We start from the raw sequence: 16868 nt of genomic DNA, 5'->3' as shown, positions 1-16868 counted from the left end.
GAGAATAAAAGAAACTAGTTTCAACACATAGCTATGTCTTCTTTAAGGCTTGTAAAAACTATGTTCCTATGTGTTAAAAAAATCAAACCCAACGGATAAAGAAATCTAATAAAAAGACAATGAAAAATTATATAACCAAAATCGTGATGATCGCCATTTTGATCACGACCTTAATATCCTGTAAGGTATCAAAGGATATTGAAACACCAAAAGATGCATTTCCTGAGAATTTCAGGAATGCAGCTCTTTCAAAAGACACAACCAGTATTGGCGATCTGGAATGGAAAAATTATTATACCGAAAAAGGTGTTGTACAGTTAATAGACAGTGCCATTGCCCGCAATAATGATTTACAGATTGCTGCCAAAAACATCGAGATTGCGCAGTACCGATTTACACAATCAAAATGGGGAAATATACCACAGGTTAATCTTTTTGTTAATGCAAGCAGCAGCAATCCGTCAGACAATAGTTTTACGGGAATGAATCTTAATCAGGCTTTGGGTCAAAAACACATTGATGATTATTCAGCCGGAGCAACACTTTCGTGGGAAGCTGATATCTGGGGAAAAATCAAAAATCAGAAAAAAGGGGCGTATGCGGAATATCTGCAGTCTGCTGAAGTTAAAAAGGCTTTACAAACCAATATTGTAGCCAACGTTTCAAGCGGTTATTACAACCTTTTGATGCTGGATGCCCAGTTGGATATTGCCAAACAAAACCTTCAGTTAAATGATAGCACAACAAATATTATCAAACTAAAATATGACGCCGGACAAGCAACTTCATTGGCAATTCAGCAATCTGAAGCGCAGAAATTAAACTCTGCACAATTAATTCCGTTATTAGAGCAAAACATTGCAATTCAGGAAAATGCGTTAAGCGTTTTGACAGGTTCTTTCCCGACTTCAAAACAAAGAACAACAGTTTTGAACGCAATCGCAATTAAAAACAATAATACGATAGGAATTCCATCTTCATTAGTAAGCAGAAGACCTGATGTAAAAAGTGCCGAACTTGAATTGAAAATTGCCAATGCAAATGTCGGAATCACAAAAGCCGATTTATATCCAGCGCTTAGAATAACAGCACAAGGCGGTGTAAACTCTTTTGAAACCAGTAGCTGGTTTAATATTCCGGCTTCCTTATTTGGTACTGTTGCCGGAGGTTTAACACAACCTTTACTGAACAATAAAAAAGTAAGAACACAATATAATATTGCTGTTGTAGAAAGAGAAAAAGCAGTTTTAAATTTCAGACAATCGGTTTTAATTGCCGTAAGCGAAGTTTCTAGTGCTTTGGTTGTAGCAGAAAAATTACAACAACAGGAATCTTTTTTACAGGAAAAAGTAAAAACATTGCAACAAGCTATTAAAAATGCCAATTTGCTTTTCAAAAACGGAATGGCAGAATATCTTGAAGTTTTAACTGCTCAGGCAAATTTATTGCAAAGCGAACTTGAACTTGCAGATATAAAAAGACAACAATTAACAGCCAATACCGAGTTGTACCGTGCTCTTGGAGGCGGCTGGAGATAATACCCGTACCCGTTAATTATTTATTTTTTGAGATGAAAACGCTGTGAGACTTTTAGTTTCATGGCGTTTTTTGCTTTTTTGTTGTCTTTGGTACGCGGATGACACTGATTCGCCTTGCGAAAGCGCGGATGTATACGGATTTTATTCTCGTTTTATGTCCTCCTAAGCGTCCCGAAACTTAGGAAGAAGGACTCTTACAATAACCGTAAAGCTTTTATCCTCATTTTCTGTCTTCCTGAGCGAAGTCGAAGGATCGCATGCTGAATCCATACAGTACGTCTCACTTTGCGGATCCTTCGACTTCGCTCAGAAGGACAAATCTTTGTGGTTAAACTCCCTAAATAAATTTCTCGCAAAGACACAAAGTCACAAAGAAAAGAACTTAAAAAAAACTTTGCGTCTCTGCGACTTTGCGAGAGTTGTTTATCAACTTGCAACAAACAAAAAACTTCTATAATTTAGTCTTTCAAAAAAAACAATATGCCTTTCAATAAAGAAACATATCTCAACAAACTAAGATTATATATCGAAAGTTACTCCCCTATTTCTGATAAATCCTGGAAACTACTTGAAAATATCACAGAGTTTCAAACTCTAAAAAAAGGGGAAATACTATTGCAAAATGGAGAAATCGCCAAAAACCTTCATTACATTGCTGAAGGAATTCTGCGAACTTTTATTACCGACGAACATGGAAATTTCTATAATAAAAACCTGTTTCTCGAAAACACACTTGCTTGCTCTAAAGTTTCATCAATGCTGCAAACTCCTTCTAACTTTACAATCGAAGCTTTGGAAGATTGTATTTTAATCAATCTCAATTACAAAAAGTACATCACGTTTATTAAAGAAAATGACGATTTAAAAAACTATTATATCGCCCAAATCGAAAAGAACTGGATTATTGAAAAAGAGCAAAGAGAGATTGCTCTGGTTATGCAAAATGCGACCGAAAGATATTTAAGTTTACTAGAGAAAAATCCAAACATATCAGATCGCATTCCATTATTACATATTGCATCGCACTTAGGCATTACACCAACGCAGTTAAGCCGAATCAGAAAAAGTTTGGAAAAAGATTTATAAATCAACATATGTAAAGGTTTCCTGCAAAAGCAAATTTTATCTTTGGTCCTGATTTAAATTCAATACTTAAAATGAAAAATATAAACCTCATAAAAGATAATATTGACAATCTTACTGCACTTTGGACAACTGTTGCTACTCCGCTCCTTTCTTATCATAAAAACGATCCTTTTCAATTCATTCAGATAAAAAATTCAGGCTGGCCAAATCGATTATGGTTTCGGAAAGATATTACAGAAGAAAAGCTGCCGGAGATTCTTCAAATTATAGAAAACAACCCGGGTTTAATAATTCCGTATTGGGATATTTTCGGAAGCAACACGAATGAAATTTTCGAAAAAAACGGATTCCAAACACGAATTCAATTAGTCGCAATGGCTTTAAAACTGGGCGAAAAATTTCCGATTGAAAGTAATCTTACTTTTAAAAGGGTTTTAAATGAAGAAGATGCCAAAACATGGTCGGATATTTATCCTTTATCTTTTAGTTATATAATCAGTAAAGAAACATTGGTTCATAATTATGAGAATGTAAAGTTTTATCTGGTTCATCTTGATGAAAAACCTATCGGAACGCTTACGCTTTTTCAAACCGGAACCATCATGGGAATTCACGGTGTTGGTGTAATTCCGGAAATGCGTAAAAAAGGTTTCGCCAAAGAAATTATGAAATTTGCTCTAAACGAGGCTATTGATGCCGGTGCAGAATATGCGCAATTGCAAGCTTCTCCTCTAGGAAAAGGTATTTATACAAGATTAGGATTTGAGGATTTGTTTGTGATTACAAACTATTTTTTAGATTCAAATTCCAAATAAAAAAAATCCAAATTCCAATTTTTACATTTTTCTGTCTTCCTGAACGAAGTCGAAGGATTGCTTGCTGAATCTATACAGCATTTTCTCTCCGTGCGTGTCCTTCGACTTCGCTCAGGAAGACAAACTTTGCGGTTACTTCGTAGTTAAATAATCTCTCGCAGATTTGGCAGATTGTGCAGATTTATTTCACGCAAAGACGCAAAGGCACAAAGAAAAAAAACTTAAAAAACTTTGCGTCTCTGCGTCCTTGTGAGAGCTATTTAAACCTAAAATCAGAATTCTGTCGTAAATGCCCCTAAAATAGTCGTAAATGTGTATTTAATTAAAAAAGTAAGAATAGTACATTTGTATTACATTAACTTATAACTATTTAAAAAACAAACCACATGAAAAAAGCAAAAATTATTTTTTGGGTTACTACGATTCTTATTTTTTTATTTGAAGGTGTAATGCCGGCCTTAACGTCTCAGACAGAACTTGCTAAAGAAGGAATCAGACATTTGGGCTATCCGGAATATTTTGGAAATGCATTAGTTGTATTCAAAATACTAGGGGTTTTGGTACTGGTGATTCCGCAAATACCAAAAAATGTAAAAGAATGGGCTTACGCAGGATTTGCTTTTGATTTTATATTCGCCTCAATAAGCCATTTTGCTGTAGACGGGGTTAATTTTCAAAGCTTTTTCCCGTTAATCGTTTTACTAATTTTAGCAATCTCCTATATCTATTATCACAAAATCGAGCGATATAAAAATATTGCCTTATAAACACTCTAAGTGATGATAGAGATTTTTAAAACAAATGTTCAGGAAGTCGAGCAATCGCAAATAATTATTGGAAAACTTCTTGAACATTTTCCAAATAGTGCAATCAATTTTGATCTTGAGGATTGTGATAAAATCTTGCGAATTCATTCGGAAACAATCTCAAATTACAAAATAATAGAACTTCTAAATTCGCATGGTTTTCATTGTGAAGTGCTTTTATAATTTATTAAAATTGTAAACAACTAACATACAGATTTTTAAATATTTTATTTGTAAATTTGAAATAGTTATCAATCCTTAAAAATCTTACAAAATGAATTTACCGGTCAACCACCAAAGTATAATACCGTATTTAATTTTAAAAGATACTTCAGAATTTTTCAATTTTACTACCAAAGTTTTCGATGCAGAAAAAGGAAGCAGGGAAATTTTACGCGAAGACGGAACCGTTATGCATGCCGAAATTGTCATTAGCGGAAATACTATCATGATTACAGACGAGAATAAAGATTGGCCTTCGCAAACTGCGCACTTATTTATTTATGTATCCGATGTTGACGGAACGTATCAGAAAGCCTTAAATAATGGTGCTAAAAACGTAATGGATGTTACCACAAAAAACTCCAGAACAGCCTGCGGTATTATTGATCCGTTTGGGAATGTCTGGTGGATCTCATCGGTACAATAATTTTTGGATATAAAATCAATAACGATGAAAACACTTATTCAGAAAAATAGTATTGACACCTTTCAAAAATTAAACGAAACCCTTTCTCTTTTTACTGAAAGTGATCTAAATAAAATTCCATATGAAGGAAGCTGGACAGCAGGTCAGGTTGTTCAGCATATTATACTGGCAGATTCCGGATTTCCTCAATTATTTGCAGGAAAAACCGAGAAAACCACTAGAAAACCCGACGAAAAAGTTAAGGATATTGATGCTCTTTTTTTAAACTTTAATCTAAAAATGGATGCACCAGTATTTCTTATTCCGGAGAAAAAAGAATACAATAAAAATGATCTGAATTTAAAACTGCTCAAAATCGAATCTGAATTACTAGAGTGTGCAGAAAATTATGATTTAACCTTAACCAGTCTGGATTTTCAGCTTCCGGGTTTTGATCATTTTACCTTTTATGAATGGATTGATTTTGCATTGGTTCATACACAAAGACATACCAATCAGTTAAATAAGATTTTTAAATCTTTAAATAATTTGTAAATTAGCGTATAAATTCTTTAAACAAATTTTAAAAAAAGCAATATGAGATCAAAAGGCGGAGCAGTGTTTTTATCAGGATTAGTTGCCGGAACCATGGACATTGTTGCAGCATTTACCGTTTATGGTTTTATATTGCACAAAACAACACCAACGCAAATTCTAAGATCTATTGCAAGTGCCATTTTTAGAAAAGAAGCTTATACAGGTAATTTTTTAATGGTTTTCTGCGGACTCGCATTGCATTATTTCATTGCTTTTACATTTGCTTTGTTTTACTTTATCATTTATCCCTATCTTCCTTTTTTAAAAAAGAATGCTGCTTTATCCGGGACATTTTATGGTATTCTGGTCTGGATGATTATGAATCTGATTATCCTGCCTATTTTCTTTCCCGTTTTACCCGAAAAACATTTAGATTTTCCTTTCCTTTTATCAGTCATAATTCTCATTTTATGTATTGGTTTCCCAATCGCTTTTATTACCAAAAAGTATTATTCGTTTAGATAATTTATTGTTTAAACTTCTTTTCTTAATCAATTTCCTTATCGATTTTATTTTCGTAAATCATAAAATTTGCCCTCTTTTCTACAATTCATTTTGTGAGATTATAGAATTCCCACACCAATGTTTTTGAGTTAATTTTTTGATTGATTGGATCAATCACCACTCTTATATCAAAGTAATTTTAGCTTAAATATAATTGGTGATATGGATACAGTTTTAAAACATGGCGTAATTTTAGAAAAAACAGAAAGAGCTTTCGAAGAATTGGGCGTTTTAAATCCTGCAATCTATCAAGATGGAAACACTGTGCACATGTTTTACCGTGCTGCTAAAAAAGGCAATTTCTCTACTATTGGGTATTGTCGGTTTGAAGGCCCTTTAGATTTAAAAGAACGTCACACCCAGCCCATCTTTGTACCCGAATATATTTATGAAATTCATGGTGTTGAAGATCCGCGAATTGTCAAAATTGAAGATAGATTTTACATGACCTATGTAACCTATGACGGGATAAATGCCTGTGGTGCATATGCCATTTCAAAAGATCTGATAACGTTTAAAAAGAAAGGCATTATAACGCCACGATTTATGCTTAACGAATTTACAAACTTGATTCGCAAACACTTACAAAATTCAAGTATTGCAAAAATAATAGCCTTTAATACCGAAAGAAATTACCCGTTAACGGAAACAATTAAGGAAAATTTATATGTCTGGGACAAAAATGTGGTTCTTTTTCCGAAGAAAATTAATGGAAAATTTATAGCTTTACATAGATTATTTCCCTCAATTCAAATCGTCTCTTTTGAGAAAAAAACAGAATTAACCACTGACTTCTGGAAAGAGTATTTAAAGAACCTGCCTGATCATATTATTATTGAACCAAAATATGATCATGAAACAAGTCACATTGGTCCGGGCGCCCCACCTATTGAAACCAAAGACGGTTGGTTGTTAATTTATCATGCTGCCGAGAGGCGCGAAAAAGGACTTGTTTATCACGCTTGTGCCGCCCTGCTGGATCTTAACAATCCCGCCAAAGTAATTGGGAGACTACCAAAACCACTAATTACACCAGCTGAACATTACGAAAGACACGGTTACGTTAATTATGTTGTATTCCCGACAGGAACAGCAATTTTCGATGACCTTCTATATATCTATTATGGTGCCGCCGATGACAAAATTGCGGTGGCTTCAGTGAATCTTAATGACTTATTAACCGCATTAAAACAGAATCCCCATGAAGAAGTTATCAAATAAATCAAAAATAGTTTTTCTCTCAACATTTCCGCCAACGCAATGTGGAATAGCAACTTATACTCAAGATACAATAAAAGGAATTAGCGATGTTTTTGGCAAATCAATTTCTTGTGAAATTTGCGAACTCGTTAATCAGCCAAAAGAAAATCCCGAACAGGCTTATACCTTAAATACAAAAAACAGAGAAGAGTATACAAAAGTTGCCGAGGAAATAAATAAGGATAAAAACATAAAACTAGTTCATATTCAACATGAATTTGGTTTATTTGGCGGACAATATGGTGATCATTTACTAGACTTTTTAACTGCGATTAAAAAACCAGTTACTTTTACTTTTCATAGCGTTATTCCAAACCCGAATCCTGAATTAAGAACATTTGTGAAACTGCTGTTGAGTTATAGCAAATCTGTTTTTGTGATGACCAATCAGTCCAAAGAAATTTTGATGACGGATTATGGCATTTCCGAAGAGATAATCACAATGGTACCACACGGAACACACATTGTAGTTTATGACACGCCGCATCAGGCAAAAGCAAAATACGATATTCAGGATCGACTTGTACTATCTACTTTTGGACTTCTGGGAGAAGGAAAAAATATAGAAACCGGTTTACAAGCTTTAGCAAAAATCGTAAAAAAAGAACCCAACTTACTTTATCTAATCATTGGCAGAACACATCCAAATCTAATTGTTGATGGTGTCGATGCTTATCGCAATAAACTGGAAGCACTTGTAGAAGATTTAAATTTGCAAAACAATGTTCGTTTCATCAATGAATATTTAGATACCGAAGAGCTTTTAGATTATTTAAAAGCCACGGATATTTATTTGTTTACTTCCAAAGATCCAAATCAGGCTGTAAGCGGCACTTTTGCTTATGCGATGAGTTGTGCTTGTCCTATGGTAGCATCTAAAATTCCTCATACAAAAGAAGTCTTAACTTCCGATTGCGGAATCCTTGTTGATATTGGAAATGTAGATCAGTTTGCAGAATCTACCTTAAAATTAATTTCAGACGAAAATCTGAGACATGAAATGGGAATTAATGCTTTTACTAAAATGAGAGCTTCTTCCTGGGAAAATGCTGCACTGACTCATATGAATACTTATAAAAGATTAATTGAAAATCCATCAGAAATTAAATATTCGTATCCGGAAATTCAGTTGCGACACATCAAAAAACTAACAACCGAACTTGGAATTATTCAATTCAGTAAAATTTCAATTCCAGATCTGGAATCCGGTTATACTTTAGATGATAATGCCCGTGCCTTAATTGCCTTTTGCATGCATTATAAATTAACCGGCGACAAAGACGATCTTCCGTATATTTTAATTTATCTCGATTTTATTGAAAGATGTCAAAAACCAAAAGGCGATTTCATCAATTATGTCGATCAGGAATATCGTGAACATATTGAACAAAATGCCGAAGTTAATTTAGAAGATTCTAATGCAAGAGCAATCTGGGCTTTGGGAACCGTAGTTTCAAACATGGATATTCTACCGGAAAACATTTCAAAAAAAGCAGAAAAATGTTTATTGGGCGCCTTAAAATGGGCCGAAACAATACAATCGCCGCGTTCAATTGGTTTTGCTACAAAAGGTTTGTATTTGTACCATAATGCAATTCCAAATTTGTATGTTGCCGCAATTATCAATAAACTGAATACTAAGTTGCTGGCAAATTATGAAGATCATGCTTCCGAAAACTGGAAATGGTTCGAAAATTATCTAACATACGCGAACGGAATTTTACCGGAATCGATGTTGTATGCCTACTTAATTACAAACAAACCAATTTACAAAAAAGTAGCATTAGATTCTCTTGATTTCCTGTTATCGAAAATGTTTGTCAACAAAGACTTTAAAGTAATTTCAAATCAGGGTTGGTATCATAAAGGTGCGGTGCCAAGAGAATATGGCGAACAGCCAATTGATGTTTCGTACACCATTCAAACCTTAAATGCTTTTTACAATGCATTTGATATTCCGGAATATAAAAACAAAATGAAAACAGCATTTAACTGGTTCTTAGGAAAAAACCATTTAAATCAGATTATGTACAATCCTGTAAGCGGAGGCGGTTACGACGGACTTGAAAAAGAAAATGTAAATTTAAATCAGGGAGCAGAATCTACTGTTTGTTATTTAACAGCACGATTATTAATGGAAAACTTCAAACAGTCTGAAGTTAAAATTATCCCACTTATAAAAACCAGAACCGGTATTGCAATTAACTCTTAATTGAAGGAAAACTAACCAAAATTCGATTCAACCCGGGAAATCCCTTTCTTAATGAAAGGGATTTTTTGTTTTATGAAAATCGCGAACGTGACTTTATTCGAATTATTGTGAGTTGATGAAAATTATATAAGCTTGAAAAAAAGTTCTGTAAAACATTTTAACAAGTATAACGGTAACTTTCGTATATAATTAAAAAAGAAGATACAACTGTTAAAAAAATTGATTTTCAGCTTTTTAATAACTCATAAAATAAAATATTTTGATTCTCAGCTTAAAAAATACATTCGCACAAATTGGAGATGCAACCTTGTTTGCAAAGCGGTTTTTTAAGGAGGTTTTTATTCCTCCTTATGAGGCAAAAGAGTTTTTGAAACAATGTTATTATATCGGGTATAAATCACTTCCGTTAGTTTCTATCACGGGATTTATCATGGGATTGGTTCTGACTTTACAGTCGCGACCAACCTTGGTGAAATTTGGTGCAGAAAGCTGGCTTCCGGGAATGGTGGCACTTTCCTTAATAAGAGAAATTGCGCCGGTTATTACAGCACTGATCTGTGCCGGAAAAATTTCATCCGGAATTGGTGCAGAATTGGGTTCCATGAAAGTAACAGAACAAATAGACGCCATGGAAGTATCAGCAATAAATCCATACAATTATTTGGTTGTAACGCGCATTTTAGCCTGTACATTAATGGTTCCGCTTTTAGTGTTTTTTGCTGATGCTGTTGGAATTTTAGGCGGATTTGCAGGCATCAATATTCATGGAGATGTGAATTTCTATCGCTATTTAACCCAGATTATCCAATCGCTTGAATTTTCAGATTTAATTCCGGCCACGATCAAAACGTTTTTCTTTGGTTACTTTATTGGAATGATTGGATGTTACAAAGGTTTTAATGCAGCAAACGGAACTGAAAGTGTAGGGCGCGCAGCCAACTCGGCCGTAGTCACAGCTTCATTAAGCATATTTATTATTGATATGGTGGCCGTACAATTAACCGACTTAATTTATTAAGATGATTAAAGAAAAAGAAAATATCGAACCTAAAACCAAAGAAAAAAAGCAAGGCCCAATTATCGAAATTAAGGACCTACACAAAACTTTTGGTGGCGATAATGAGGTTTTAAAAGGCGTAAATCTTACGGTAAATAAAGGGGAAGATTTAGTGATTCTAGGACGCTCCGGTTCCGGTAAATCGGTTACCATAAAATGTATTGTCGGATTAATAAATCCGGACAAAGGCGAAATTAAAGTTTTTGATGAAAATGTTTTGAATTTATCCAAAGAAGAGCTGAATAAAATTAGAGTCAGAATTGGATTTTTATTTCAAAGTGCCGCTTTGTATGATTCCATGTCTGTGAGAGAAAATCTTGCTTTTACGCTTCGGGCGCATAAAAGAGATTTAAGCACTGATGAAATTGAAAATGAAGTTATGGAAGCCCTTGAAAATGTCGGATTAAGTGAAGCGATCGATAAAATGCCATCTGAATTATCGGGCGGAATGAGAAAGAGAATTGGCTTAGCAAGAACACTAATCTTAAAACCGGAAATCATTTTGTACGATGAACCCACAACAGGATTAGACACTATTACTTCACGAGAAATAAGCGAACTGATTCTGGACATTAAACACAAACAAAAAACTTCATCCATAATTATAACGCACGATATGGCCTGCGCCAAAATGACTGCCGACCGAATTATGGTTCTCAAAGACGGTGTAATTCATGCCGAAGGAACTTATGAAGAATTAGAAAAAGACGAAGACGAATGGGTGCGCTCATTTTTTGAAGGCGTTAAGCTTTAGGCAATAAGCTGTTAAGCTAAAAGTACTCATAATTTATAACTCATAATTTATAATTGCATTAGAAATCATGGAAAAGCAATCTGGATATACCTGGAAACTAGGAATGTTTGTAACAATTGGTTTGTTACTTTTTATAATGGCTATTTATTTTATTGGAAAACAAAAAAACCTTTTTGGTTCAACGTTTCATATTTCCTCACGATTTAAAACCGTCAGCGGTTTGGAAGTCGGGAACAATGTTCGTTTTTCAGGAATTAATATTGGTACAGTCGAAGAAATCAGATTAATAAACGATTCTTCGGTGGTGGTTTCTATGGTCATAAAAGATGATGTTCGTGAATTTATAAAAACAGATGCGCGTGCCAGCATTGGTTCAGACGGATTAATGGGAGACAAAGTCCTTACGATTACTCCGGGAATAAAATCTACTAAAATAATTGAAAACAACGGCGCAATCGCTTCTATCGACGGAATAGAAATGAACGACATTATGAAAAGCGTAAAGAAAAGCGTGGACAATGTTGGCGTAATATCTGAAGAACTAGCCATTTTTAGCCATAGCATGAATAACGGAAATGGTGCTTTGGCAAGATTAGTACGAGATGATAAAATGGCCAACAGCGTTTCGAATACACTATCAAATTTAGAAACCGGGACAAAAGGTTTTAGTGATAATATGGAAGCAGCAAAAAGCAATTTTCTGTTTAGAGGTTACTTTAAGAAAAAAGAGAAAGAAAAAGAGAAAAAGCAGGAAGAGAAAAAAGAAAAAAGAGAAGAGAAGCAAGAGAAAGCTGAAAAAGAGGCTAAAGAAGAAAAGGAGAAGCAAGACAAAGCTAAAGAAGAAAAACAGAAAGAAGAAGACGCTAAGAAAGCGCAAGCCGAAAAAACAAAATCATAAACTATATGCCATGAAATCTTCCTATAAAAATATAAGCCTAAAAATCCTTAAATGGACAGGAATAGTAATTGCAGGAATCCTGCTTTTACTTTTTTTGCTTCCTATGTTATTCCCCGGAAAAATTGCTTCAGAAGTAAAGAAAATTGCCAACGAGCGTTTAGATACCAAATTAGATTTTTCGAAATCTAAACTTTCCTTTTTTACACATTTTCCATCGTTGACGGTTTCTCTTGATGATTTATCGATGACAGGTTCAGCACCTTTTAGAAACGATACTTTACTAAAAGCAGAACAAGTTGCGTTTGGCATCAACTTAAAAAGATTGCTGTTTGATAATGAAGTTAAAATAAACAAATTGTACGTTTCCAAAGCGTTGATTAATGTGATGGTAAACGAAAAAGGACAAGCCAATTATAATATTTATGTCGCTCCTGAAGATCGAAAAGAAGAGAAAAATGATCCAAATGCGCCCGAAGAAGGAACTGCAATTCGTCTGGAACGAATAGATTTAAAAGACTGCCATGTAAAATATAACGATCGCTCAGCTAAAATTTTAATCGATGCAAACGGTTTTAATTATGTTGGAAAAGGAAATTTAAGCGAAGATATTTTTGATTTAAATACCGATGCCAAAATTGACAATCTGGATTTTTATTATGACCGAACCGGATATCTACGTAGAAAAGAAGTCAGTGCCAATTTAATTACCCGCATCAATACGCATGCGCTTTCTTTTATTCTTCAAAAAAATGAATTGCACATCAATAAACTGCCTTTAAAATTTACGGGATTATTTACCATTTTGCGAGACGGTTACAAAATCAATATAAAAGCAGCATCAGAAAATACGACTGTAAAAGATTTACTTTCTGTAATGCCTCCTGAATATTTAACCTGGCTGGAAAAAACCGAAATTGAAGGCCGAAGCGATTTAGTTTTAAGTTTTAAAGGAGATTATAATGTTGCCAAAAAACAGAAACCAAATCTGGCGTTCAATTTAAAAATTGGAAATGGCGCTGTAAATTATAAAAATGCCCCTGTTCCGTTAACGGATTTTCAAATGGATTTAAACGCCATTTTGCCTTCTTTAGATCAGGAACGATTAATGATAAATCTAAGAACATTAAAATTTAAAGTAGGCGAAAAAGATTATTTCAATGCTTATTTACGCAGCAAAGGTTTAAGCGAAATGAATCTGGAGGCAAGCGTAAAAGGCGCCTTAGATCTTGCGGTTGTAGACGCCGCATTAGGTTTAAACTCCATTGATTTAAAAGGAATATTAAAAACTAATATTCAGGCAAAAGGTCTTTTTAGCACCTCAAAAAAGTTATTCCCAAAAACTATTGGCGGGATTTCACTTAGAAACGGCTGGCTAAAAACAGACTCCTACCCTAACCCAATTACCAACATTACTTTTGTTGCCAATGTACTCAACAAAGCCGGAACTTATCAGGATTTGATTGTGGCTGTCGCTCCTGCCTCTTTTGTTTTTGAGGGAAACCCAATGTATGTAAACGCCACTTTATCTGACTTTAATGACTTGGCTTATAATGCAAAAATAAAAGGCGAACTCAATATTGGCAGTATTTACAAAGTGTTTTCACAAAAAGGTCTTGATGTAAACGGTTACGCAAAAGCCGATCTTTCGCTTAAAGGAAAACAAAGTTATGCCACAACCGGACAATACGATAAACTGGATAATCGCGGAACAATTCTGCTCAAAAATATTAAAGCAACTTCAGAATTATTTCCGAAAGCTTTTTTCATTAAACAAGGTAATTTCCGTTTTCAAAATGAAAAAATGTGGTTTGAGAAATTCAACGCTTCTTATGGAAAATCTGATTTTGATATTAATGGTTATCTTCTAAATACGATTAATTATTTTCTGGAATCACACGGAACACTGAGCGGAAACTTCAATATGAAATCAAAGCTCATTAATGTTGATGAATTTATGGCTTTGGAAAAAGGCGAAAATAAAGATCGTAATATCGAGGTTGAATATGCCAAAGAAGATCATCCAAAAATGAGCGGCGTGGTCATTGTTCCTAAAAATCTAAATGTCGCACTTACTGCAAATGCAGACAAAGTGGAATATAACGGTTTGGTTTTAAACAAACTTTCAGGAAAAGTGGGAATTGCAAAAAGTGGTTTTTATTTAGAAAATGCCACTTTCAATATTATCGATTGCATATTAGGAATTGATGCTTCCTACAAAGATGAATCTCCAACTGCAGCACATTTTGATGCCCATTTTAAAGCAAAAGATTTTAGTGTACAACGTGCTTACAAAGAAATTCCGATGTTTCATGATATGGTTACCGTTGCCGAAAAAGCACAGGGAATTATTTCTGTTGATTATAAAGTAAAAGGCGATTTAAATGGAAATATGGGCCCTATTTATGAATCTCTTGAAGGCGAAGGCACGATTAATCTTCGCGATGTAAAAGTCAAAGGTTTAAAATTATTTGACGGAATCAGTTCTCAAACAGGGCAAAAAGGTCTTGATGATCCTACTATGAAAGGAATCGAAATTAAATCCAATATCGATAATAATTTAATTCATATAGAACCTTTCACCTTTAGCGTTGCCAGTTTTAAACCAACTATAAAAGGAACAAGCAGTTTTGACGGACTTCTGGATTTAAGAATGCGTCTTGGTCTGCCGCCCTTCGGAATCATTGGTTTTCCAATCGTTATTACAGGAACACATGAAGCTCCAAAAATCAAAATATTCAGCAAAACGGGTCAAAAAATTGATGATGCTGTTTATGATGAAAAACACAATAAAGTAATTAAAGAAGAAAAGGTTAGTAATCCTAAAAAGTCAAACCCAAATGAAAACAAAAAATCAAAATAAAAGTAATGCTTTTGAAAAATTTGCAACCCATGTTTCTAAAGCCGCCGGTAGTACAACAGCTTTTATAGGCGCTTTTTTAATTGTAGTTGCCTGGGCAGTTTCCGGGCCTGTTTTCGATTATTCCGAGACCTGGCAATTAGTGATTAATACCGGAACAACCATAATCACCTTTCTGATGGTTTTCCTGATTCAGAAAGCTCAAAATAAAGATTCTCTTGCCATTCAGCTAAAGTTAAACGAATTAGTAGCATCAAATGAATATTCGAGCAACAGTCTTGTTGATATAGAAAATATGACCGAGGAAGAAATGGTCATTATTCAGAAATATTATCGAAGACTTAGTGAACTGGCCAAAAAAGATGAAACGATCAGAACCTCCCATTCGATTGCTGAAGCGCACGAACAACATGAACGAAAAGATAAAAACAGAAACAGTAAAAGAGCAATTCCAAAAACAACTGCAAAAACCACTTCAAAAGCAACATCAACCGTTCGAAAAACAGCAAAAAAATGAAACTAAGATCTACAGAAACTTTTTGGCCAATAAAAAATGCGTTGATTCAAAGTTATCCTTCAATTGGATCCAATTATGAAACTTCGATTTTAATTATTGGCGGCGGAATCACCGGAGCTTTAATTGCCTACAAATTAATTAGCGAAGGGAAAAAGATTATATTGGTCGATAGGCGCGATGTATGCAACGGAAGTACAGCCGGAAGTACCGCTTTATTACAATATGAAGTAGATATTCCGTTGCATGAATTAATCAAAATAAGAGGAAAAAAATGTGCTGTAGATAGTTATATGAATGGAAAAAAGGCAATTTTTGACTTGCGAAAAATCTGTGATGAAATTAAAAGCGACTGCGGATTTGAATTCAAAAAAAGTATTTATTTCAGCACCGTAATAAAAGATCTTCCGTATCTGAAAAATGAATTCAAAAGCCGAAAAGAAAATGGTTTTGATGTCAATTGGTTAACCAAATACGATTTAAAAAAGTTAGGGCTAAATGCGCTTGCCGCCATAGAATCTAAAACGGCTGCCGTTATGGATCCGTATCGATTTGCACAGGATTTATTGGCTTATTGCCAGAAAAAAGGAATGAAGATATTTGACCAAACCAATATTACTTCAATAAAATATACAGGAGATAAAGCCATTGCGTATACCGAAAACAAATTTACCATTACGGCAGATCACGTTATACATTGTTCCGGTTATGAAAGCACAGAAACGCTTTCTGAAAAAGTAGTTGATCTAAAAAGTACTTATGCTATAACATCTGAAAGTTTTGAAGATTTGCCTGCTGGATTTAAAAATGCCATATTTTGGGATACTTCAGATCCTTATTTTTATTTTAGAACTACAGATGATAACCGAATTATAATGGGCGGCGGAGACGAAGAATTTAAAGATGCTAAAAGACGTGATAAATTAATCCCTAAAAAGGAACTCTATCTTTTAAAACACTTTAAAAAACGTTTCCCCGATCTCAATTTTAAACTGGATTATTCCTGGGCAGGAACTTTTGGAGAAACTAAAGACGGATTACCTTATTTTGGAAAACCTAATCCCAATAAAAACGAACATTATGTTCTGGGCTTTGGAGGAAACGGAATCACTTTTAGCGCCATAGGAATGAATTCTATCCTGGATTCTATTAATAATAAGGAAAATCTGGATTTAGAGTACTACCGCTTTGGGCGGTGAAAAAAAAGGCGGGGGCCTTTTTTTTAGGTTCTGAGGTTCTGAGGGGCTAAGGTTCTAAGGCTTTTTAAAACTTTACCATAAAAGGTTTAGTATCTCAAAACCTCAGCATCACAAGACCTTAGTCCCTTAGAACCTCAGCATCT

General features: G+C 34.3%; 16 protein-coding genes. All 16 read left to right on the top strand.

The features are described 5' to 3' along the window. The first annotated feature begins 119 nt into the window (after positions 1 to 119). The 16 genes from KHA98_RS21515 (at position 120) to KHA98_RS21440 (ending at position 16725) form a co-directional block, all read left to right on the top strand. A complete protein-coding gene (locus KHA98_RS21515; RefSeq protein ID WP_213260048.1) occupies positions 120 to 1538 on the top strand; it encodes a TolC family protein in 1419 nt (472 codons plus the stop codon). A gap of 480 nt (positions 1539 to 2018) precedes the next feature. Beyond that, complete coding sequence (locus tag KHA98_RS21510; RefSeq protein WP_213260047.1) at positions 2019 to 2624, top strand: Crp/Fnr family transcriptional regulator; 606 nt, start codon at positions 2019 to 2021, stop codon at positions 2622 to 2624. Between the two features lie 71 nt (positions 2625 to 2695). After that, on the top strand, positions 2696 to 3439 hold the full coding sequence (locus KHA98_RS21505; RefSeq protein ID WP_213260046.1) for a GNAT family N-acetyltransferase: 744 nt from the start codon (positions 2696 to 2698) through the stop codon (positions 3437 to 3439). Between the two features lie 386 nt (positions 3440 to 3825). After that, the gene (locus KHA98_RS21500; protein WP_213260045.1) at positions 3826 to 4206 is read left to right on the top strand and encodes a DoxX family protein; all 381 of its coding nucleotides are present in this window, start codon (positions 3826 to 3828) and stop codon (positions 4204 to 4206) included. A 12-nt stretch (positions 4207 to 4218) separates the two neighbouring features. Further along, positions 4219 to 4428 carry a hypothetical protein gene (locus KHA98_RS21495; RefSeq protein ID WP_213260044.1) on the top strand — a complete coding sequence of 70 codons (210 nt, stop codon included), beginning with the start codon at positions 4219 to 4221 and terminating at the stop codon, positions 4426 to 4428. A gap of 91 nt (positions 4429 to 4519) precedes the next feature. Beyond that, positions 4520 to 4894 carry a VOC family protein gene (locus KHA98_RS21490; protein WP_213260043.1) on the top strand — a complete coding sequence of 125 codons (375 nt, stop codon included), beginning with the start codon at positions 4520 to 4522 and terminating at the stop codon, positions 4892 to 4894. 24 nt (positions 4895 to 4918) lie between these two features. Then, on the top strand, positions 4919 to 5428 hold the full coding sequence (locus KHA98_RS21485) for a DinB family protein (RefSeq protein ID WP_213260042.1): 510 nt from the start codon (positions 4919 to 4921) through the stop codon (positions 5426 to 5428). 42 nt (positions 5429 to 5470) lie between these two features. Beyond that, positions 5471 to 5935 carry a DUF1440 domain-containing protein gene (locus KHA98_RS21480; RefSeq protein WP_213260041.1) on the top strand — a complete coding sequence of 155 codons (465 nt, stop codon included), beginning with the start codon at positions 5471 to 5473 and terminating at the stop codon, positions 5933 to 5935. 201 nt (positions 5936 to 6136) lie between these two features. After that, entirely contained in the window at positions 6137 to 7195 is a 1059-nt protein-coding gene (locus KHA98_RS21475) for a glycoside hydrolase family 130 protein (protein ID WP_213260040.1), read from the top strand. Further along, a complete protein-coding gene (locus KHA98_RS21470; RefSeq protein WP_213260039.1) occupies positions 7176 to 9446 on the top strand; it encodes a glycosyltransferase in 2271 nt (756 codons plus the stop codon). Before KHA98_RS21475 ends, KHA98_RS21470 begins: the two co-directional genes overlap by 20 nt. Positions 9447 to 9705: 259 nt before the next feature. Beyond that, a complete protein-coding gene (locus tag KHA98_RS21465; RefSeq protein ID WP_213260038.1) occupies positions 9706 to 10464 on the top strand; it encodes an MlaE family ABC transporter permease in 759 nt (252 codons plus the stop codon). Position 10465: 1 nt separating this feature from the next. After that, entirely contained in the window at positions 10466 to 11257 is a 792-nt protein-coding gene (locus KHA98_RS21460; protein WP_213260037.1) for an ABC transporter ATP-binding protein, read from the top strand. A gap of 67 nt (positions 11258 to 11324) precedes the next feature. After that, positions 11325 to 12155 (top strand): MlaD family protein, encoded by an 831-nt coding sequence (locus KHA98_RS21455; protein WP_213260036.1) that lies wholly within the window; start codon positions 11325 to 11327, stop codon positions 12153 to 12155. 10 nt (positions 12156 to 12165) lie between these two features. Further along, the gene (locus KHA98_RS21450; protein WP_213260035.1) at positions 12166 to 15015 is read left to right on the top strand and encodes an AsmA family protein; all 2850 of its coding nucleotides are present in this window, start codon (positions 12166 to 12168) and stop codon (positions 15013 to 15015) included. Continuing rightward, positions 14993 to 15529 (top strand): low affinity iron permease family protein, encoded by a 537-nt coding sequence (locus tag KHA98_RS21445; protein WP_213260034.1) that lies wholly within the window; start codon positions 14993 to 14995, stop codon positions 15527 to 15529. The genes KHA98_RS21450 and KHA98_RS21445 overlap by 23 nt, the downstream gene beginning before the upstream one ends. Then, a complete protein-coding gene (locus KHA98_RS21440) occupies positions 15526 to 16725 on the top strand; it encodes an NAD(P)/FAD-dependent oxidoreductase (protein WP_213260033.1) in 1200 nt (399 codons plus the stop codon). Before KHA98_RS21445 ends, KHA98_RS21440 begins: the two co-directional genes overlap by 4 nt. The last annotated feature ends 143 nt before the right edge of the window (positions 16726 to 16868 follow it).

Origin of the sequence: Flavobacterium branchiicola (assembly GCF_018383905.1) — a bacterium.
Classification (GTDB): domain Bacteria; phylum Bacteroidota; class Bacteroidia; order Flavobacteriales; family Flavobacteriaceae; genus Flavobacterium; species Flavobacterium branchiicola.
The sequence above is the reverse complement of the archived record's forward strand: the minus strand, read 5'-3'. Positions and strand labels throughout refer to the sequence as shown.